The following is a 19453-nucleotide window of genomic DNA, read 5'->3' on the forward strand; positions in this document are numbered from 1 at the left end:
GAATGAGTGATTTGAACCGGGCCAGAAGAAATACGCTTGGGGATATTTTGCGACGGAGCAGAGCGCGCTATCCGGACAAGACGGCGCTGAATTTTGAAGGAGAGGTCTTGTCCTACCGGCAGTTGGACGATGCGGTTAACCAGGCGGCGAACGCGATCCTGGCCCAAGGACTGAAAAAAGGGGACCGTGCTGCCGTCCTCTCCCGCAACTCGCTCGATTTTGCCATTCTCAATTTCGCGTTGGCCAAGTCTGGTGTGATCATGGTGCCGATCAACTACATGCTCAATGTTGACGACGTGGCGTTTATTCTCAGCCATGCAGATGTAAGCGCTCTCTTCGTCTCGCCGGAGTTCCAGCCGATCGCCGAGCAAGCCGTCCCCAAATCGGGCTGCACGCTGCGGCTGAAGTCGCTCATTTCCAGACCTTCGGCACAAATCGGGGAGTGGGTTCCATTTCGCGAGCTGATCAGCGGGGCCGAGCTGGCGGAGCCGGAAGCGGAGCTTTGGGATGACGACGTCGTTCACATCCTGTATACGAGCGGCACCGAGTCCAAGCCAAAAGGCGTCATGCTCACCCATAAAAACGTAATCAGCGAGTATGTCAGTACCATCATCGACGGCGGCATGACGAGTGACGATGTGGCGATCCATGCGCTTCCCTTGTTTCACTCTGCCCAGCTGCACTGCTTTTTGGGGCCGTACATCTACCTCGGGGCCAGCGGCATCATCCTGGAACAAGCCGCGCCTGCGACGATCCTGGAGGCGATTGAGACGCATCGGGCAACACAGCTGTTCTGTCCGCCGACCGTCTGGATCGCCCTGCTGCGTTCCCCCGACTTCGACCGGCGCGATCTCTCCTCTCTGCAAAAATGCTACTACGGAGCGGCGATCATGCCCGTCGAGGTGCTGAGGGAATGCAACCTGCGGCTGCCGTCAGCCCGCTTCTGGAATTTTTACGGGCAGACCGAGGTCGCTCCGCTGGCGACGGTACTCAAACCGGAAGACCAGATCAGAAAAGCGGGCTCGGCGGGAAAGCCCGGCCTGAATGTGGAGACCAGAATCGTCGATGACAACGGCGACGAGGTGCCCCGCGGCCAGATCGGCGAGATCGTGCACCGCACAAGTCACGCCATGCTGGGCTACTACCGGGACGAGGAGAAGACGGCAGCGGCTTTTCACGGCGGATGGTTTCACAGCGGGGACTTGGGCATCATGGATGAAGAAGGGTACATCACCGTCGTGGATCGCAAGAAAGACCTGATCAAATCAGGCGGGGAAAACGTCGCCAGCCGGGAAGTGGAAGAGTTGATCTATCAGCATCCGAAAGTATCGGAGGTGGCGGTGATCGGCGTCCCCCATCCCTACTGGATCGAAGCGGTTACCGCCGTAGTGGTGCCCAAATCAGGCGAATTGCTCGGACCGGAAGACATCCTGCTGTTTTGCAAGGAGCATTTGTCCTCGTTTAAATCTCCCAAGTACGTCGTCATCGCCGACAATCTGCCGCGCAATCCGAGCGGCAAAATTCTGAAACGGGAGCTTCGCGCGCAGTATCAATCGATTGCCGCAGATTGAGTATGAACACGTATCACGGCGGGGGAAGAACAAGACACCAGGTGACAGAAAAACCTCCCGGTGCAGCGAAACAACGAGGAGTCAGCAAGGAACGCCACAGGAATATGGAAAATATATGGGAGGTAGAGAAATGTCAACTAGCAAGGAAGTTTTGGTTACACAGATGTTCGCTTGCCATAATCAGGATGGATGGTTTGCTCCGTTGAATTTTGTCTTGCGAGGTGTTACAGAGGAACAGGCTGTCCAAGGAGGGAAAGGTTCTTCAAATTCCATTTATGGTATCGTTCGTCACCTTATCTTTTGGAATGAACGTTATCTAAAATGTTTTAACGAAGGCGATTTACCACCGCTTGAAATAGTCACCAATTCTGAGACGTTTCAGGAGAGCGGGATGTCTGCAAGCTGGGATGAGCTGCAAATGAGATTGGACGACGTCCTTGCCCAATGGGAACAAGCTATCATGAACTGCGATGATTCAAAATTGGACAGTCAAACCCACCCGGATCGAGACGTACCATGGTGGACGTTAATAGCCCACATAGCACTCCATAACGCCTATCACATTGGCCAGATCGTCTACATTCGGAAGGAACGAGGTTCGTGGGAAACATGGGATGAAGAATGAGTCTATACCCCCAGTCAGCAGCTGGGGGTTCATTTTTTTGCGGCCCCGCATCGGACCATCTCCCTTGTGTCCAAGCCTACCATCCTTGTCTCTCCAGACAAAAGGCTTTCTATGGCATATTCTCTGGTATGGAGCAACTGAAATACCGGCCACTCCGCATAAAAATCGGTCGTGTGGCAGGTAAACGTCAAATCATATATAATATTTCTAAGTTAATGAAACTTATCAAACTTACAGAATCGTGTTGATTTCTATTCATGTGGAAGATATTTAGGGAGGGTAACGCAAAATGAAATTGTTAAATATCTCAGAGGCAGCCAAACTTCTTGGGATTTCAGCCAGCACGCTGCGCAGACTGGAACATGACGGCGTTGTGGAAGGATACGGATTGAGTGTGATTTATACACCGGGGGGGCAGCGCAGGTACATTTTAGACGAAATACAGCATCTGTATTCACAGCAGGGCTTCTCCGGACAAATCGGATTTGGCGGCAAACCGGCTGTGCTTGTTCGCGACATGACTTTGGCTTTTACGGATCCGAATTCTAAATTATCCATCCAGTTAAACGGCCAGATTGAAGCGGTAACACAACTGGTTAAAACTGCTCTTGCCAATCATTTTCCGGTTGTTTTCAGCAAGACCATCTACGACTCGGCAGATAAATTTTCACAGCTTTGGGGACAAAAATTTCCTTCCATACAGCTGCTTGACCGTAATACGGCATGGGTGAAAATTCATCCTACATTAGATGAATTTACGTATGACATGGTTAACGCAACCACTTACATTAACGATTTTTACTGCTCACCGCTGGATGAGTTTCTGCAGCAAAGAGAAATCGATACGGTCATATTGGCTGGAACCACAACGAGCGGCAGCATCCGGGCAAATGCCGTGGAAGCCCTGCAGCGCGGGTATCGTGTCATCATTCCAGAAGAAGCTGTCGGCGACCGTTCCGAATCGATTCAAAGAGCGACCCTTCTCGACTTGCATGCGCGTTACGCTGATGTCATGACGTTGGAAAAAGTGTTGAAATGCGTGAACGAAGCGGGATCACTAAGAAAATCGAAGTAAAGGTGTTTCACATCTTCCCCTGAAAGTGTGCCAAGCTGCCTGGGCTGCCGCCAAGACAAGGAATACCTTGGTCAATGCTACACCTGCATTGGTCAAACTCGGCGCATAGGCGGCTTTCTTGGAGGGGCGGGCATGTAGAGAACCAAATTGGTTTCGTGCTGCTGCTCCCGTGAGAGCGTGCTTCGGTTTCTCCCCTTGTTTTTCCCCCTTTTTTCCTACCCAGAGAATTCTCTCTCAGCCCAAACTTGAAGGACAAATCTCCTTGCATCTGAATGCGATTCCCCGAACAGGTAACGCGATCTTCGTTGTTGCCGCGGCCAATGTTATGCTGACTTTTTCTATGATCCCCCCCCCCCCCCGTTTTTAATAGGATTTCAAAATTTAGAATAGATTGCGTTGACAGACAATTCACAATAGATTATAATCAGGAACGAAAAGATTAGTAAATTTGATCATGTTTGGTAACTTTCATTTCAACAAAATGTTTCAAATGATTGGAAAAGTTATGAAAAACCTCCTCAAATACCCGATTATACATCCGCTAAATATGGACATTTTTGGAATCGATAGTCGGGATTTGCAGCCAAATGTTGAAACAGGGGTGAGCGAATACTGCCAAATGGACTAGAACGAGCAATTTCAATGGTTGGTTCCTTTTTTTAGCTTTATAAAAAAAACGGGGGGAGATAAGCGATGAACAAGTCTTTTCGTGTCGGTATTATCGGTGGCGGTATTGGCGGGGTTGCTTTGGCGCGAGCCCTGTGGCAACGCGGCATTTCTTTTCGGTTGTTTGAACAGGCAGCGGAGTTCAGGGAAGTTGGCGCCGGTATCCAAATGACGCCGAATGCTGTGAAGGTATTGAAATCACTCGGGCTAGCAGACGAAATGAAGCGGGTCGGTTTCTTGCCGGAAGCGATGGTGGGCCGCGGTTGGGAGACAGGCGAGGAGTTATTTCGGACTCCCTTAAAAGATACGTTTGTCCAACTTTTTGGTGCTCCGTACTATCACGTGCACCGCGCTGACCTGCACAGTATCTTGACAGAAGGATTACCGGAAGAGTGCATTACTTTTCATGTGAGATGTGTAGATGTCCAACTTAAGGGCGATAAGGCCGTTGCTGTATTTGACAATGGAGATGAATTCGAGGCTGACCTGATTGTCGGTGCGGACGGAATACGTTCTGCTGTCCGGGAAGGGTTGTGGGGCAAGGATGATCCGGCATTTACCGGGCATATGTGTTGGCGTGCGCTCGTTCCGGTCGACAAGCATCCGCTGCCTTTCGTTCTGCCGGCAGTAACCTTTTGGTTTGGTCCCAAAGCACATGTGGTCACCTATTACGTCAAGGGCGGTCAGGCAGTAAATATCGTTGCCTGCAAAGAGACAGATGAATGGGTGAAAGAGTCATGGACAGAGCCCAGTTCGACTGAAGAACTATTGAAGGCGTACGATGGTTGGCATTCTGACTTGATTCGTCTGTTCGAACGCACAGACAATTCACAGGTTTTCAAGTGGGGATTGTATGACCGCAATCCAATGGAGCGCTGGTCCCAAGGTCATGCGACGCTCCTGGGTGACGCTGCCCATCCTATGCTTCCATACTTATCGCAGGGTGCCGCGATGGCGATAGAAGATGCTTATGTCCTCGCTGAAGCTCTTGTTCATTTTGGCGGGAACGTACCCCTGGCATTGGACGCGTACGAAGCAGAACGACGCAATCGCACCCGGGACGTACAGCTGCAATCCCGTGAAAGAGGCCGTACCTATCATCTGGAATCGCCTGAGGAACAACGGCAGCGGGATCTTGCTTTACGGGAGCGGCAGAGCCAAGATCCGAATGCGGTTGGCATCAGTGCCGAGTGGGTGTACGAGTACGACGCGACCACCTGCCGTCAGCGTTTTGGGGTATCTTCAGGCGTTAGCTTGAAGGAATAGTAGGTTTGGTAATTTTCGGTAAATTTTTTAAAGTTCGAAATAGGGGGGATCAGCTTGAACGATAAGGAGCTTTTCGGACAAATGTTAGTCAAAGGCCTTAACGCGGATATCCATTTACTTACCAAAGGCGACAGCAACGGGGTACCGGTTCTTTTTCTTCCGGGCATTACAAGCTACAGTATGTCATTTTCGGAAATTCTAAAGCGGATGCCTGATCACTTCTACTGTTTGTCCATGGATATCCGCGGGCGCGGGAAATCCAGCTGGCCCAAACAGGGATACCGCATGCAGGATTACGTTGAGGATTTGCTCAATGTGGTGAATGCGTTAACGAGAAATCAGACGGCACCATTCCTTGTCGGCCATTCCATGGGGGCGAGAATTGCAGCCGGTTTTGGCAGCGCATACTCATCTCTCATTTCCGGTATGGTGCTCATCGACCCCCCGGTTACCGGTCCGGGTCATCGACAAGTTTACCCCAATTCCCTCTCCATGTTTCTGGAACAAAAAGCCGCGGCAGACGAAGAGGAATGGGACAAATTTCGCGCCTTTTATCCGCACTTTACGGAAGAACAACGGAAGATACGAATTACCGAATACCTGAACGTAAGCAAGGAAGCGATCATCGAATCGTACAACAACTTTATCAAAGAACCTTTTCAGGTCCATGTAAAATTGACAACTTGTCCCATGCTGCTGTTAGCCGCTGAACTTGGAGATACAATTCGTCCTGATGAACTTGCCGAGTTGAAGTCTCTCAATTCCCGTTTGCAGGCCGTTGTCGTGAACGGCGTTGGTCACATGGTATACAAGGAGGCACCTCAGGTAACAGCGGAATCTATCATCTCTTTCATCAGCGATCATCTGAAATAACGGTATGGTACGAAAAGCGGGTGAACGTATTTTTGTGGTGTCATATAGAAAAAGTCAGTCATAAAGGGGTTGGGATGATTGAAAAAATTATTATCGATGTTGTCAGTGATGTCACTGCTTTCATTGATTCTGGCTGGCTGCGGAACGGACAATTCTGCAGCGTCGACGGGAAGTGGCGGAAATAGCGGAGGAACGTTGACTTTGGGTTATGTCGGCGGGCTGAGCGGGGCGACGGCCGCTTTCGGAAAACCGGCATTCGATGCGGTAAAATACGCTGTCGATGAAATCAACGAAAACGGTGGAATCCTTGGGCAGACAGTAAAACTGGTTTCGGAAGACGACGAAGGGAATCCGTTTAAAGGACAGCAGGCGATCGACAAATTTGCCAACCGGGATATCAAGTTTGTGATCAGCGGATCGAGCAGCGCGGTTGCTTTGTCACAGGTAGCCAAAGTGAAGGAAAACAATATGATTGCCGTGTCGCCGATCGCGTCGGATCCGGGAGTCGTATCGGAAAATCCGCGATTCTTTGTGAATTTGGCCAACAATAACCAGTTTGGCTGGTCAGCCGCCTACTATGCCGCCAAAGAGATGGGCGTGAAAGAAGTGATCGCTTTTATCCGGGATGACGCTTTTGGTACCAGTGTTTATAAAGCTTTCGAAGAAAAATCAGCGGAGTTGGGCATGAAAATTGTGAAAGAATTCAAGTATCCCGCTGACGCAAAAGACTTTAATTCATACATTAGCCAAGGCATCAGTTCAAACCCGAATGCCTACATATTTTTGACAGGCTATGCAGCGGACAGCGGATTGATCGCGAAACAGGCAAGAGCGCTGGGTTATGACAAACCGTTCATCGCCACAAACCCAATCTCCAGTCCACAGTATTACGAGATCGCCGGTGATGCGTCCAATAATACCATGATCAGTGCGGCCTATATATCCGACACCAATATTAGTGAAAAAACGAAAGCGTTTATCGAAGCATGGAAAAGTAAATTTAACATGGAGCCCAACGTTTATCAGGTGCATGGATACGACTCCGTTTATATCCTGAAGACCGCGATCGAAAAAGTGGGATCTGCCGCCCCGGACGAAGTGCAAAAGGAACTCCTGAACATCAAAAACTATGAAGGAGCTTCAGGGCTCACATCCTTTAACGATGACGGTTCGGCAACCAAACCGATTTTCGTGGTGAATTGGGATAACGGACAGTTGAAATTGGAAAAAGTCCTTCAAGCCGGTTCGTATTAAGGAGGGTTACGGTGTATTTTGACATCTTCGTTAGTGGTCTCGCCGTCGGATGCATTTACAGTTTAATTGCGATGTCGTTTAGTCTCATCTTTCGTTCGTCGGGCGTATTAAACATTGGCACTGGTGAGTTTGTCATGATCGGAGGGCTTGTCGGGTTCAGTCTGATGACCAATGTCACGCAAAATTTTTACCTTGTCATGCTGCTAACCATGGCCATTGCCGGTCTAATCGGCTACTTGTCGAATGTACTTGTATTTCATCCGGTGCAAAAGCGCGGCGGGCAAAGCATTCATGTCTTGATGGCCAGCATCGGAATCATGATTATTTTGCCGCAGATCGGCTCATTGGTCTGGGGAGCGGAGCCGTTGAGTTTTCCAAGCAGTCTATCCGCAGGTCAGGTTCAGTTGGGCAGCGCGAAGATTTCCGGCATCAGTTTTTTGATCATTCTGTTAAGTATCTTCATTATGATTTTGTTTCAGTTATTCTTTAAATTTACCCGTATCGGTCAGGCGATGAGAGCCATAGCAGACGATCGCGTCATGTCACAGCTGCTTGGGGTGAATCACCGCAAATACATCGCGCTCATCTTCCTGGTAGCCGGAGCCTTGACCGGAGTCGCAGGTGTCCTCTTAGGTCCGCTCTATTTTGTTTCTTATGATATGGGGATCATTGGCATCAAGGCGTTTGCGGCGGCTGTATTAGGCGGGTTTGGCAATATCATGGGAGCGGTCATTGGCGGCATCTTGCTCGGATTGATCGAGGCATTCGGCGGAACGATGATCAGTTCGGAATTTCGCGATCTGATCTTGTACGCGATATTGATCCTGGTGCTGCTGATCCGTCCCACCGGCATACTGGGCATAAAGAAACGGAGGGATACCGCTTGAAGCCAAACCATCTCAAATCATACGGACCAATCGGCGTATACCTGATCGTCTTTGTGTTGGCAGCCGTTTTTGTCCAGTCCAATTACTATTTGTCGTTGTTTTCCCAGGCGGCGATTTATACGATTTTGGCGGTTTCGCTGCAGCTCATTTTCGGGTATGCCGGTCAGGTCAGTCTGGCTCATGCGGGTTTTTTCGGCATCGGCGCTTATACCTCAGCCATTCTCACGCTGCATTTTGACCTGAATTTTCTCGTTGCCTTCTTGCTGTCGGGGATCGTGGCCGCGATCGTCTCGATTATCCTTTCACCGATGGCGAAACTCTCGGAAATCTACTTTGCCATGTCCACGTTCGCCTTTAATTTGATCTTGATTATCGTTTTTGCCAACGGAGGAAGCTTGACCGGAGGGTGGAACGGACTAACCAATATTCCCTATCCCGACATTTTGGGTTGGTCTGTTGACAGCAAAAAGGAATTTTTTATCCTTTCCTCCATTTTATTGATTATCCAGTGCGTCTTTATGATCAGGCTGACGGAGGGACGATTGGGCAGAAACTTTCGGGCGATTCGTGACAACCAGCTTGCTGCGGCTTCAGTAGGCATCAATATCGCTGCTACGAAAACAAAAGGCTTTATCATCGGCTGTTTTTGGGCCGGACTAGCAGGCAGCGTGATGGTGCATATGTATGCGTTTGTCAGCCCGGAGCCATTCCATTTTCTTGAATCCATCACCGTTATCCTTATGGTCGTTCTCGGCGGCCTGGGTTCTTTTACCGGGGCTTTGCTGGGGGGATTCGGCGTTACGTTTTTTAACGAAATCCTGAAAGAAATTCCCTTGTACCGGCCGATTATCTACGGAGCTTGCATTGTGCTGATGATGATTTTTATGCCGAATGGGATTTACGGTCTGCTGCATAAGCGGTTCAAACCGGTTCAAAATCAAACGGCTGTGGCAAGATCGCCGGTCAATCTGAGACAATTTCTGTCTCAAACCCAAGCGGACAACAGTGTAATCTTAAAGCTCGAACATGTCACGAAACAATTCGGAGGTCTCAAGGCGCTTCATGACGTCAGCCTGGAGGTGCAGGCAGGAGAGATTTTTGGATTGATCGGGCCGAATGGGGCGGGTAAAACGACGTTTATCAACCTTGTAACCGGGTTGGAAAGACCGACATCGGGGCAGGTTACTTTTCAGCAGCGAGAAGTGACAAATAAAACGATATCCCATATAGGAAGCCTGGGCCTGGTAAGGACGTTCCAAACGAGCAGGTTGTTCGAAAGCATGACGGTTCTGGAGAATGTGGTAACAGGCATGTCGTGCCGATTAAAAAACGATATCGGTCTGGCACTGCTGCAAAACAAAAAGTTTTTGTCCGAGGAGCAGTACGCTGTCAATGTGGCGTATCAACTGATCAAGTTGACGGGCTTGGAGGAGAAAGCGTTCGAATTATGCGCCAATCTTTCATACGGACACCGCCGCTTGGTGGAAATCACCCGCGCCCTCGCCTCCGGGCCGAAGATTTTGTTTCTCGATGAGCCGGCAGCCGGTCTGAACTTAAGTGAAAGAGAACAGCTGCAAAAATTGATTTTACGTTTGCGGGAAGAATTCGCCATCACCATTTTTATCGTCGAACATGATTTACATATGTTGTCCAACCTCTGCGATCATATGGCCGTGTTGAATTTTGGAGAAAAAATTGCCTATGGCAGCCCTGAGGAGGTGATGCAAAATCCGCAAGTTGTGGAGGCATATTTAGGGAGGAGGGACAGAAAGCATGCTTAAAGTGGAACACTTGAAAGCTTATTACGGAAATGCACAGGCTTTGGAAGATATCAGCTTCGAAGTAAACCAGGGTGAAATTATCTGCATTCTCGGAAACAACGGGGCAGGCAAATCGACCACTTTGATGTCGATCAGCGGTGTGATGAAGCGCAAAGAGGGGCTGATCGAATTTCAACACACCGATATCAGCAAAAGGCATCCGCATGAGATCGTATCCTTGGGTATTTCACAAGTTCCTGAAGGACGGCGCATCTTCCCTACTCTAACCGTGGAAGAGAATTTAAGAATGGGCGGATTTCTTAAAAAAAGAATCAGCAGCACAAAAATAGAGGAAATTTTTCAATTGTTTCCGCGGCTGAAAGAGCGAAGAAATCAGCTTGGCGGAAGTCTCAGCGGGGGAGAACAGCAGATGCTGGCCATTGGCAGAGCGCTGATCGGCGAGCCCAAACTGCTGATGCTCGATGAACCGTCACTGGGGTTGGCGCCGCAGATTATAGACATGATTTTTGACAGCATCATTTCGCTGCGCAAAGCGGGGATGACGATACTCTTAATCGAGCAGAATGTCGAACTGGCATTGGAAGTTTCCGATCGGGCATATGTGATAGAACTGGGCAGAACGGTATTGACAGGGGACAGCGATACGCTTCGAAAAGACCGATCGATCCAATCGATCTATATGGGCCAGCAGCATGTACTGCATGGCTGAGGGTAAGGAAAACGGGAATGAAGGAGAGGAAAAGTATGAGTGCAAATTTTAACGAAATGGTAGAACTGTTCAAAGTGGAATTGGAACTCTGCCAGTTGAAGCCGACCGAAACGATGGCTGTGCTGACATCTGGGGGCGTCCGCGCAGATTATGCCAAAGCGTTTATGGAAGCAGCCAAGCTGATCGGAGCCAATACATTCGAACTGAACATTCCGCCCGCCAATCGGGGCATTTCCGGTTCGTTTGGCATTACCCCGCTGACAGACAACCGGGCAGCGGTTGAAATGCTGAAAAAGGCGGATCTGATTATCGACCTGGTCTTGCTGTTGTTCTCCAAGGAACAGTTGGAGCTGCAGAATGAGGGAAAAAGAATTTTGATGGTTGTTGAACCATTTGAAGTCATTAAAAATATGTTTCCGAAACCAAGCGATAAGCAAAGAGTGCTGTTTGCTGCCGATTTATTAAAAAATGCAAAAGAATTACGATTTACAAACAAGGCCGGCACAGATGTAACCTTCAAGCTGGGACAGTATCCTATCCTGATCGAATACGGATTTGCCGATGAACCGGGCAAATGGGATCATCTGCCAAGCGGATTTTCGGCAGGCACGTCGAATGACGGCGGCGTGGATGGGGTAGTCGTCCTCGATCGCGGGGATATTCTTTTCCCGTTTAACAAATACGTGCAGGAGCCGGTAAAGCTCACGATCAAAGACGGTTTTGTCACGGAGATTGAAGGCGGGTTTGACGCCATGTTGATGAGAGAATACATCGAAAGTTTCCAAGATCCCCGGGCCTACGCGATATCCCACATCGGTTGGGGACTGAATGAACGTGCCAAGTGGCACAGCTTGGCCCTGGACAGCAACGTGTTTGGGATGGACGGACGTGCTTTTTACGGAAATGTATTGTTTTCATTAGGCCCCAATACAGAACTGGGCGGAACAAATGATACCAAATGCCATCTCGATATTCCTATGAAAAACTGCACGTTGTATCTGGACGGCAAACTCATCGTAAAGGACGGGGACGTCGTTATCGAAGAAATGAAGCCGGTGTGATTTTGTCGGTTTGTAGTTCTCAACGGTACATGAAAAACAGGTAGAAAAAGGAGTGGAACAGTTTGAAAAATTATCGAATCGGGCTGATCGTGCCCAGTTCCAATACGACGATGGAAACGGAAATTCCGGAAATGCTCAGATCCCGTTCGCAGTTGGCACAAGATGCATTTACCTTTCACTCGAGCCGCATGCGGATGAAGCATGTGACAAAGGAAGAATTGGTCAAAATGGACAATGACAGCATCCGCTGCGCTGTCGAACTATCAGATGCAAGATGCGATGTCTTGGCTTATGCCTGTCTGGTTGCGATCATGTGCAATGGACCTGGCTATCATTCCGTCTCGGAAGAGAAATTATCAAAGACGGCGAAGGACATGGGAGTAGACATTCCTACAGTCAGCAGTGCCGGAGCGTTAATTCAGGGAATTCAAACGATGGGTGCCAAAAAAATCGCCCTGATCGCTCCGTATATGAAGCCGCTTACCGGCATGGTCATCGACTATATTCAGTCATACGGTATCGAGGTGGTTGACTCTATCAGCCTGGAGGTCGCCGATAATCTCGAGGTAGGCAAGCTGGACCCGATGAATTTGCTCTCGATCTCTGAAAAATTGGACGTGCGGGAAGCGGATGCTGTGGTGCTGTCAGCATGTGTTCAGATGCCGTCACTTCCGGCGGTACAGGAAGTTGAAAACAGGCTGGGCAAGCCGGTTCTATCCGCAGCGACAGCAACCGTCTACCAGATCCTCAGGACACTGGGGTTGAAACCGATTGTGCCTGATGCGGGGGCCCTTTTATCCGGCAAGTATTGAGCGGCCTGCAGCGTGAATGAAGAGGAAGTAAACAAGAAATTTGGTAATTGGAGGAAACCCATGGAGACCAATCAGTTGCAAAATGATTTGCGCAATTTTCGCGAAAGGGGTTTTGGGCAACCGCTAGGTATTGGGAACAAGCCTTGTTTCCTCGTGGTTGATGTCATCCAAGGCTTTACGGATCCGGTCATGCCTCTCGGTTCAGATTTATCCAGGCAGATTGAAGTCATCAATCAATTGCTGAATGCGGCTCACCAAAAAAACTTGCCCGTCATATTCACTACCATCGCATACGAAGAAGATATGGGTGATTCCGGGATCTGGTTGAAAAAAATGGGCGGATTAAAAACCCTGAAATTTGGAACGGACGCTGTACAGTTGGATCCGCGGCTCCATTACAAAAAAGGGGACATGATCCTGAACAAAAAGTACGCTTCCGCTTTTTTCGGAACGGATTTGATTTCCCGTTTGAACGTCAACGGAATCGATACGGTGATTGTGACCGGCTGTACGACAAGCGGATGCGTGCGGGCGACAGTGGTCGATGCACTCCAATACGGATATCGACCGATTGTCGTGAAGGACGCCGTTGGCGATCGTTCTCTTGCTTCGCACGACCAGAGCCTGTTTGACATGGAACAAAAATATGCCGATGTGCTAAACGCCAGCGAGCTAATCCAAGACATTCATTCGTACAAGGCGATTTCCTAAAAGAGAGCTTCCATAGAAGGTCAAGCCGGATCTTCAAAAAAAGGCAAGGCCGCAGTGTAAGCGTAAAATCGTCCCCGCCAACTGGAAAGGCTGGGGACGATTTTGCGCTATTTTTTCAGGCAAGAGCCGATGCGAAAATGGTTCATTCAAAAGAGCGGGCAGGAACGCCTCCGTTTACGCGTTCGCCGCTTCCGCAGATTGCTTCTTTCGCAGCCTTCCGTACGTGAGCAAGCGCCATATCCATTCAAGCGGGCCGTAAGAGAAAAATCTCAGCCAGATAATGCTTGCGATCAGCTCGATCAGATAGATGACAATGGCGATGATGAGCGCAGGCAGCGGCGAGACAACTTGCAGCCCGGCGAGCGGGATGATGATATTGGCGCCGATCAAATCTTGTCCGATGTAATTGGAGAAAGCCATCTGTCCGACGCAGCCGATCGGGCGGAGCATTTTTTGCACGCCCTTGTGCTCCAGCAAACGGAATAGGGTAGTCAAGTAAAACACGGCCATCGGGACAGCGCCAAGGCCAATCAGCGAATTTTTGTAGAAGCTGACAGCATCAGATTCCGTTACCAGGCTCATCCACAGAACGCCAGCGGAAAGAATAACCGACAACACCAGCGTGACGGCTTGGGTGAGTTTGTACGTGCGAAAATGGGTCGATACCTGAGCGATCAGGTTTGTCTTCGCCGCGTACAGTCCGAGCAAAAACATGACGAAGATATTGACCGCGTCGTTGCCGAAAAAGCCGAAAACGGAAGGCGGCTGGGCGCCCGGTTGATACAGGGCCATCGAGCCGAGCAGGGACAGCTCGTGAAGCCCGGCAAGAATGCCGATCCACAGGAGAATGGTTCGCGGCTTCCGGTTGTAAAACGGAATCAGGAAAAAGCCCATCAGTGCGTAGATCGTCAAGATATCCCCCCACCAGATCAAGAGATGGACTATGCCGAATACCAGCATCGCCAGCAGCCGGCGCACATACCTGAGATAGTACCTGTCTCCCCGTTTTTCGGCGCGCGATACGAAGATGTAAAAGCCGACGCCGAATAAAAAGGAAAATATGGAAAAGAATTTCTTTTCTACGAAGATGGAAATCAACGTATGCAGTACGCCGTTCAGCCCGCTGTAATCAACCGGCGGGGTATCAGAGGTGTAAATGATATAAGCGGGCACGTTAATCAACATGATGCCGAACAGGGCGATTCCGCGAATGATATCGAGCGAGACGATCCGCTCCCTGCTCGAAATGGGTTGTGAATTCATTTCTGTTCTTCCTTTCATTATGTTCAACCCAATTATAGGGAGGGGGCTTGTGACGAACAATCGATTTGTCTTTCATTTTCCTTACAGGGGTGTAAGATTAGCAAAAACAAACACCCAGTCTGGAAAAAAGACTGGGTGCTTCGTCGGCCTTGCGGCTATTTAGCTGGCAGTGGCGGTTTCCAGGGCCACTTTGACCATATCGTTGAAGGTCAACTGGCGTTCTTCAGACGAAGTCGCTTCACCTGTCAGGATGTGGTCGCTCACCGTTAAGATGGAGAGGGCCTTGGCGTTAAACTTGGCCGCGAGCGTGTAAAGGGCGGCTGTCTCCATCTCGATGGCCAGAATCTGGTAAGCTGCGAGTAGCCGCTGTCCGTCTGCATCTTCGTTGTAAAAGGTGTCGCTGGTAAAGACAGGCCCCACCTTTACCGACATTCCCGCTGCGGCTGCAAGATCGTAAGCCTTTTTCAACAGGTCAAAGTCTGCTGTCGGAGCAAAGTCGATCCCGTTAAAGCGGATTTTGTTCACGGCCGAATCGGTGGAGGCGCTCATCGCCAGGATGACATCCCGCACCTTGACGTCCTGCTGGATGGCTCCGCACGTTCCCACCCGGATCAAATTCTTCACGCCGTACTCTTGCATCAATTCCTGGGCATAGATGGAGATCGACGGAATCCCCATCCCCGTACCTTGAACAGAGACCCGTTTGCCCTTGTACGTTCCCGTATAGCCAAGCATTCCGCGCACGTTGTTGTAGCAGACGGCATTCTCCAGGAATGTCTCGGCAATGTGTTTTGCCCGCAGCGGATCGCCGGGCAAGAGGATGGATTCGGCAATCTCGTTTTCCTTGGCGCCAATATGTACACTCATCGAATAAATCCCTCCTGTTTCACGTTCTGTAGTATTATACCATGTTGCCGTTCCTGATCAACGCGGCAGGGAATCGCGGCTCCGATATCCAATTACTTACTTATGTTCATGTCAAAGTTAAAGGAGCATTAGCCCATGATCACGTTGCAGGACATTCAAGCTGCCAAGCGGAGCATTGCCGATATCGCCTATGTCACGCCCCTGCTGCAGTCGGAACAGCTTTCGCGCATTTGCGGCAATCAGATCATTCTGAAGGCGGAGCACTTGCAGAAAACCGGATCGTTCAAAATCCGCGGAGCGGCCAACCGAGTGAAGCAAGCAGCAGCGGAAGGGGCGAAGTACGTGACCGCGGCATCCTCCGGGAATCACGGCCAGGCCGTGGCTTACACCGCCAATCGACTGGGGATTCCCGCGACCATCGTCGTTCCCGAAGACGCCACCCTTTGCAAGGTCAATGCAATCAAGGCCTACAACGGCAAGGTGGAGACGTGCGGAATGACATCGGCGGAGCGCATCCCGCGGGCAAAGGAGATCGCGCTTCAGGAGGGCGGCGTGTACATCCCGCCCTATGACGATCCGTTCATCATGGCCGGTCAAGGCACGATTGGACTGGAGATATTGGAGCAGGTGGATGATGTTGATGCCGTCATCGTACCAATTGGGGGAGGGGGCTTGATATCGGGGATTTTGACTGCCATCAAGGAAAGCCGCCCGCGGGTTCAGGTGATCGGCGTCGAACCGGCTCTGGCCAATGATACGTATCTGTCCCGCCAGCGCGGCCAGATCACCTCTATTCCCGCCTCTTCGACGATCGCCGACGGGCTGCGGACGAGCCAGCCGGGTGATCTTACCTTCCCGATTGTGATGAAGTACATCGACGACATCGTTCTGATCAGCGAGGAAGAAATTCGCCAGGCCTTTTGCTTTGTCATGGAGAGGATGAAGCAGATGATCGAGCCGTCCAGCGCGACTACGGTGGCGGCAGCGATGTTTGGAAAGCTGCCTTTTACGGGGAAAAAGGTGGTGACCGTCATCTCCGGGGGCAATGTCGACTTGGAACAGGCGGCGAGGATGATCGGCGGGGAGTGATGCTTTGTCACAAAGCCGCAATTTTTCGTGTGATTGTAATAACAGTGCGGCATGGAAAACGGGTCTATACTGAAACCTGTGAATCAGATCACAGGAAAGAGGGATAGAGATGTTAAGCCCAAAGACGATAGAAGTGGTAAAATCGACCGTACCTGTACTGGAAACTCATGGAAGGGCGATTACGACCCGTTTTTACGAACGGCTCTTTGCCCAGCATCCAGAGCTGTTGAACATCTTCAATCATGCCAATCAAAAGCAGGGGCGCCAGCAGACGGCACTGGCCAACGCCGTCTACGCCGCTGCCGCGCATATCGACAATCTCGGCGCCATCATTCCGGTGGTGGAGCAAATCGGCCACAAACACCGCAGCCTGGGCATCAAGCCGGAACACTATCCGATCGTCGGTGAAAATCTGCTGGCTGCAATCAAGGATGTGCTCGGCGATGCGGCTACGGATGAGATCATCCAGGCCTGGGCGGAGGCGTATGGCGTGATCGCTGACGCTTTCATCAGCATCGAGGCCGGAATGTACCAGCAGGCCCGGGAGCAGCGGGGCGGCTGGGAAGGCTGGCGCAGATTTACAGTAGCGAAAAAGGTGAAGGAAAGCGATGTGATCACCTCCTTTTACCTTGTGCCGGAAGATGGCAGCCAGATCGCCGATTACCTGCCGGGGCAGTATATCACCGTGAAAGCGGAGATTCCTGGTGAGCAGAATACCCACCTGCGGCAGTACAGTTTGTCCGACAGCCCGGGAAAAGCGTACTACCGGATCAGCGTCAAGCGGGAAGACGCTTTGGACCAGCGGCCGAAGGGAGTCGTCTCCAGCTACCTTCATGCCCAGGTCAACGAAGGGGATGTCCTGGAGATCAGTGCCCCAGCCGGCGACTTCGTATTGGACACAGCCGGGGATCTGCCGGTAGTGCTGCTTGCCGGCGGCGTTGGCCTCACCCCGCTGATGAGCATGCTGAACACACTCGTGGAACGCTTTCCAAACCGGAAGGTCACCTTTATCCAGGCTGCGACAGGCAGCAGCACGCACGCGATGAAAGAACACGTCGCCCAGCTTGCCGAAAACCACAGCCAAGTAACGTCTTACACATGCTATTCCGAGCCGTCTGCGGAAGACCGGCTGGCGGGTAATTTCGACAAGGAAGGGTTTGTCGATTTGGCTTGGCTGAAGTCAATCTTGTCCTCGAACGAGGCGGATTTCTACTTCTGCGGCCCGGTTCCGTTCATGAGGGAAGTCAATCGGACGCTCAAGGACTGGGGAGTTCCGGCACAGAGAATCCACTTTGAATTCTTCGGCCCGGCTGGCAGCCTGGAAGATTAGCCGATTGCCTGAGCAAAAAGATTGAGCCCTGAGTTTAGTCAGGGCTCTTTCGTTTCAGTTAATCCAGTACCGCCTTCCCTTTGACCCTCAGTTGGAAATATACGAGGCAGAATATCGTAAACGGAATCGCGCAGTAAAGCGCCACACGCTGTTCAGGATCAAAGGCCAGGCTGAGCAAAACAACCGTATTTAAAGTCAGGGCGACCGCCGGAAGAACCGGATAAAGCGGTGTTTTAAACTTTAGATCCGCTACTTTTCCGCCATTAGCCAAGTACTGTTTCCGGAAAGCCAACTGGGAAGCGGATATGGAAATCCAGCCTACCTGAGCGCCCAGGCCTGCGAGAGAAATAAGCCAGACATAAACCGTATCTTTGGCAAACACGCTGGAGAGAAGGGACAAGAGCGCGATCGCAAATGTCAGCAGCAGGGCGTTCATCGGAACGCCCTTTTTGTTGAGACGGCCTAGTGCAGGGCTTGCCATGTCTGATTTTGACAAAGACCAAAGCATCCGGGTTGCCGCATACAAACCGGAGTTGGCAACGGAGAGGAGCGCGGTCAAAATGACAAAGTTCATGATGTCGGCGGCAAAAGGAATACCAATACTGTCAAACACGACGACGAACGGGCTCTCGATGACGCCTGCTTGCTGATATGGGATTAATCCGGCCAAAACGAAAATAGCCAATACGAAGAAAATCAAGGTACGCCAAACGGTCGCTCGAATCGACCGCGGGATTGTTTTTTCCGGCTCGGCGCTCTCGCCTGCGGCAATCCCGATCAATTCCGTTCCCTGGAAGGAGAAGTTAACCGTAATCATCGTCAGCAGCAAGCCGGTTATGCCGTGCGGCAGAAGGGAAGCTGTCGTATAGTGAGTAAACAGCGGGGCAGCTTGTCCACCCTTCATACTGATGAAGCCGAACATGGCGGCTCCACCTAAAATAATGAACAAAATGATCGCACTTACCTTCACGGTGGAGAACCAAAATTCGGTCTCGCCGAAAGCTTTGGCAGAAAGCGCATTCAATACGAACAATACGACACCGAAGACCGCACACCACATCCAAACCGGTGAAGCGGGAAACCATCTCTGCATCAACAGCCCGGAAGAGAGCAGCTCCAGCGCTACAGTAACGGCCCAACCCAACCAATAAAGCCAGCCAACGGTAAAGCCAAGGGCAGGACTGATAAATTTTGAGGTGTATGCTTGAAAAGAACCTGCTACCGGCATGGCTACCGATAATTCTCCCAGGCAAAGCATGGTGAGGTACATGATAAACCCGCCGACGAGATACGAAATGATCGCTCCAATCGGTCCAGCCTGGCTGATCGTGTATCCTGAGCCGAGGAAGAGGCCGGTTCCGATAATCCCGCCCAACGAGATCATAAACAGGTGTCTGCTTTTTAAGGTTCGCTTCAATTCATGCTGTTGATCCTGATTTGATGTCATTTTAACCTCTCCTTATCTGTTTCTTTCCAGGATCCTCCGACAAGGTTCCCCGCTTAAATGATGATCACACTCCTGATCCGCCATGTGAATGCGCTTACAAGTCTATTAACATAATTAGCAATTATTATACCAATCCATTTATAATAAAAAAACGTTGAATAAAAAG

The 19453-nt window shown here is 50.6% G+C and carries 17 protein-coding genes; 14 read left to right on the forward strand and 3 right to left on the reverse strand.

The window, feature by feature from the left end; translation table 11 throughout:
- The first annotated feature begins 2 nt into the window (after positions 1–2).
- The 12 genes from ACI7RC_RS14665 (at position 3) to ACI7RC_RS14720 (ending at position 13291) form a co-directional block, all read left to right on the forward strand.
- Positions 3–1571 carry an acyl-CoA synthetase gene (locus ACI7RC_RS14665; RefSeq protein WP_408108969.1) on the forward strand — a complete coding sequence of 523 codons (1569 nt, stop codon included), beginning with the start codon at positions 3–5 and terminating at the stop codon, positions 1569–1571.
- 130 nt (positions 1572–1701) lie between these two features.
- The gene (locus ACI7RC_RS14670; RefSeq protein WP_408108970.1) at positions 1702–2196 is read left to right on the forward strand and encodes a DinB family protein; all 495 of its coding nucleotides are present in this window, start codon (positions 1702–1704) and stop codon (positions 2194–2196) included.
- A gap of 289 nt (positions 2197–2485) precedes the next feature.
- On the forward strand, positions 2486–3271 hold the full coding sequence (locus ACI7RC_RS14675; protein WP_408108971.1) for an isochorismatase family protein: 786 nt from the start codon (positions 2486–2488) through the stop codon (positions 3269–3271).
- A gap of 693 nt (positions 3272–3964) precedes the next feature.
- On the forward strand, positions 3965–5203 hold the full coding sequence (locus ACI7RC_RS14680) for an FAD-dependent monooxygenase (RefSeq protein WP_408108972.1): 1239 nt from the start codon (positions 3965–3967) through the stop codon (positions 5201–5203).
- 54 nt (positions 5204–5257) lie between these two features.
- Positions 5258–6076, forward strand: a complete 819-nt coding sequence (locus ACI7RC_RS14685) for an alpha/beta fold hydrolase (RefSeq protein WP_408108973.1) — start codon at positions 5258–5260, stop codon at positions 6074–6076.
- Between the two features lie 78 nt (positions 6077–6154).
- Complete coding sequence (locus ACI7RC_RS14690) at positions 6155–7330, forward strand: ABC transporter substrate-binding protein (protein WP_408108974.1); 1176 nt, start codon at positions 6155–6157, stop codon at positions 7328–7330.
- 11 nt (positions 7331–7341) lie between these two features.
- On the forward strand, positions 7342–8217 hold the full coding sequence (locus ACI7RC_RS14695) for a branched-chain amino acid ABC transporter permease (protein ID WP_408108975.1): 876 nt from the start codon (positions 7342–7344) through the stop codon (positions 8215–8217).
- Positions 8214–9998, forward strand: a complete 1785-nt coding sequence (locus tag ACI7RC_RS14700; RefSeq protein WP_408108976.1) for a branched-chain amino acid ABC transporter ATP-binding protein/permease — start codon at positions 8214–8216, stop codon at positions 9996–9998. The genes ACI7RC_RS14695 and ACI7RC_RS14700 overlap by 4 nt, the downstream gene beginning before the upstream one ends.
- Positions 9991–10707, forward strand: coding sequence for an ABC transporter ATP-binding protein (locus tag ACI7RC_RS14705; RefSeq protein WP_408108977.1), 717 nt, complete (start codon positions 9991–9993; stop codon positions 10705–10707). Before ACI7RC_RS14700 ends, ACI7RC_RS14705 begins: the two co-directional genes overlap by 8 nt.
- Before the next feature lie 35 nt (positions 10708–10742).
- Positions 10743–11768, forward strand: coding sequence for a 2,5-dihydroxypyridine 5,6-dioxygenase NicX family protein (locus ACI7RC_RS14710; protein WP_408108978.1), 1026 nt, complete (start codon positions 10743–10745; stop codon positions 11766–11768).
- Positions 11769–11830: 62 nt separating this feature from the next.
- On the forward strand, positions 11831–12580 hold the full coding sequence (locus tag ACI7RC_RS14715; RefSeq protein WP_408108979.1) for a maleate cis-trans isomerase family protein: 750 nt from the start codon (positions 11831–11833) through the stop codon (positions 12578–12580).
- A gap of 60 nt (positions 12581–12640) precedes the next feature.
- Complete coding sequence (locus ACI7RC_RS14720; protein ID WP_408108980.1) at positions 12641–13291, forward strand: isochorismatase family protein; 651 nt, start codon at positions 12641–12643, stop codon at positions 13289–13291.
- A gap of 174 nt (positions 13292–13465) precedes the next feature.
- On the opposite strand, the gene ACI7RC_RS14725 is transcribed toward ACI7RC_RS14720, so the two are convergent.
- Both ACI7RC_RS14725 and deoD read right to left on the reverse strand, forming a co-directional pair.
- On the reverse strand, positions 13466–14554 hold the full coding sequence (locus tag ACI7RC_RS14725) for a DUF418 domain-containing protein (protein ID WP_408108981.1): 1089 nt from the start codon (positions 14552–14554) through the stop codon (positions 13466–13468).
- Between the two features lie 159 nt (positions 14555–14713).
- Positions 14714–15421 carry a purine-nucleoside phosphorylase gene (gene deoD, locus ACI7RC_RS14730; RefSeq protein WP_408108982.1) on the reverse strand — a complete coding sequence of 236 codons (708 nt, stop codon included), beginning with the start codon at positions 15419–15421 and terminating at the stop codon, positions 14714–14716.
- Between the two features lie 135 nt (positions 15422–15556).
- Here deoD and ACI7RC_RS14735 point away from each other — a divergent pair, with 135 nt between their 5' ends.
- Both ACI7RC_RS14735 and hmpA read left to right on the forward strand, forming a co-directional pair.
- The gene (locus ACI7RC_RS14735; RefSeq protein ID WP_408108983.1) at positions 15557–16510 is read left to right on the forward strand and encodes a threonine ammonia-lyase; all 954 of its coding nucleotides are present in this window, start codon (positions 15557–15559) and stop codon (positions 16508–16510) included.
- Positions 16511–16619: 109 nt separating this feature from the next.
- Entirely contained in the window at positions 16620–17840 is a 1221-nt protein-coding gene (hmpA, locus tag ACI7RC_RS14740; RefSeq protein WP_408108984.1) for an NO-inducible flavohemoprotein, read from the forward strand.
- 58 nt (positions 17841–17898) lie between these two features.
- Here hmpA and ACI7RC_RS14745 read toward each other — a convergent pair whose 3' ends face one another.
- Entirely contained in the window at positions 17899–19287 is a 1389-nt protein-coding gene (locus ACI7RC_RS14745) for an amino acid permease (protein WP_408108985.1), read from the reverse strand.
- Positions 19288–19453: the final 166 nt, after the last annotated feature.

The sequence above is a fragment of the Brevibacillus sp. B_LB10_24 genome (assembly GCF_046036945.1).
In the GTDB taxonomy this organism is placed as follows: domain Bacteria; phylum Bacillota; class Bacilli; order Brevibacillales; family Brevibacillaceae; genus Brevibacillus_C.

What these genes read in the sequence shown, in the direction of transcription:
- ACI7RC_RS14665 (WP_408108969.1), top strand. Translation starts at nt 3, where the DNA reads ATGAGTGATTTGAACCGGGCCAGAAGAAATACGCTTGGGGATATTTTG.
- ACI7RC_RS14670 (WP_408108970.1), top strand. Translation starts at nt 1,702, where the DNA reads ATGTCAACTAGCAAGGAAGTTTTGGTTACACAGATGTTCGCTTGCCAT.
- ACI7RC_RS14675 (WP_408108971.1), top strand. Translation starts at nt 2,486, where the DNA reads ATGAAATTGTTAAATATCTCAGAGGCAGCCAAACTTCTTGGGATTTCA.
- ACI7RC_RS14680 (WP_408108972.1), top strand. Translation starts at nt 3,965, where the DNA reads ATGAACAAGTCTTTTCGTGTCGGTATTATCGGTGGCGGTATTGGCGGG.
- ACI7RC_RS14705 (WP_408108977.1), top strand. Translation starts at nt 9,991, where the DNA reads ATGCTTAAAGTGGAACACTTGAAAGCTTATTACGGAAATGCACAGGCT.
- ACI7RC_RS14710 (WP_408108978.1), top strand. Translation starts at nt 10,743, where the DNA reads ATGAGTGCAAATTTTAACGAAATGGTAGAACTGTTCAAAGTGGAATTG.
- ACI7RC_RS14720 (WP_408108980.1), top strand. Translation starts at nt 12,641, where the DNA reads ATGGAGACCAATCAGTTGCAAAATGATTTGCGCAATTTTCGCGAAAGG.
- ACI7RC_RS14725 (WP_408108981.1), bottom strand. Translation starts at nt 14,554, where the DNA reads ATGAATTCACAACCCATTTCGAGCAGGGAGCGGATCGTCTCGCTCGAT.
- deoD (WP_408108982.1), bottom strand. Translation starts at nt 15,421, where the DNA reads ATGAGTGTACATATTGGCGCCAAGGAAAACGAGATTGCCGAATCCATC.
- ACI7RC_RS14735 (WP_408108983.1), top strand. Translation starts at nt 15,557, where the DNA reads ATGATCACGTTGCAGGACATTCAAGCTGCCAAGCGGAGCATTGCCGAT.
- hmpA (WP_408108984.1), top strand. Translation starts at nt 16,620, where the DNA reads ATGTTAAGCCCAAAGACGATAGAAGTGGTAAAATCGACCGTACCTGTA.
- ACI7RC_RS14745 (WP_408108985.1), bottom strand. Translation starts at nt 19,287, where the DNA reads ATGACATCAAATCAGGATCAACAGCATGAATTGAAGCGAACCTTAAAA.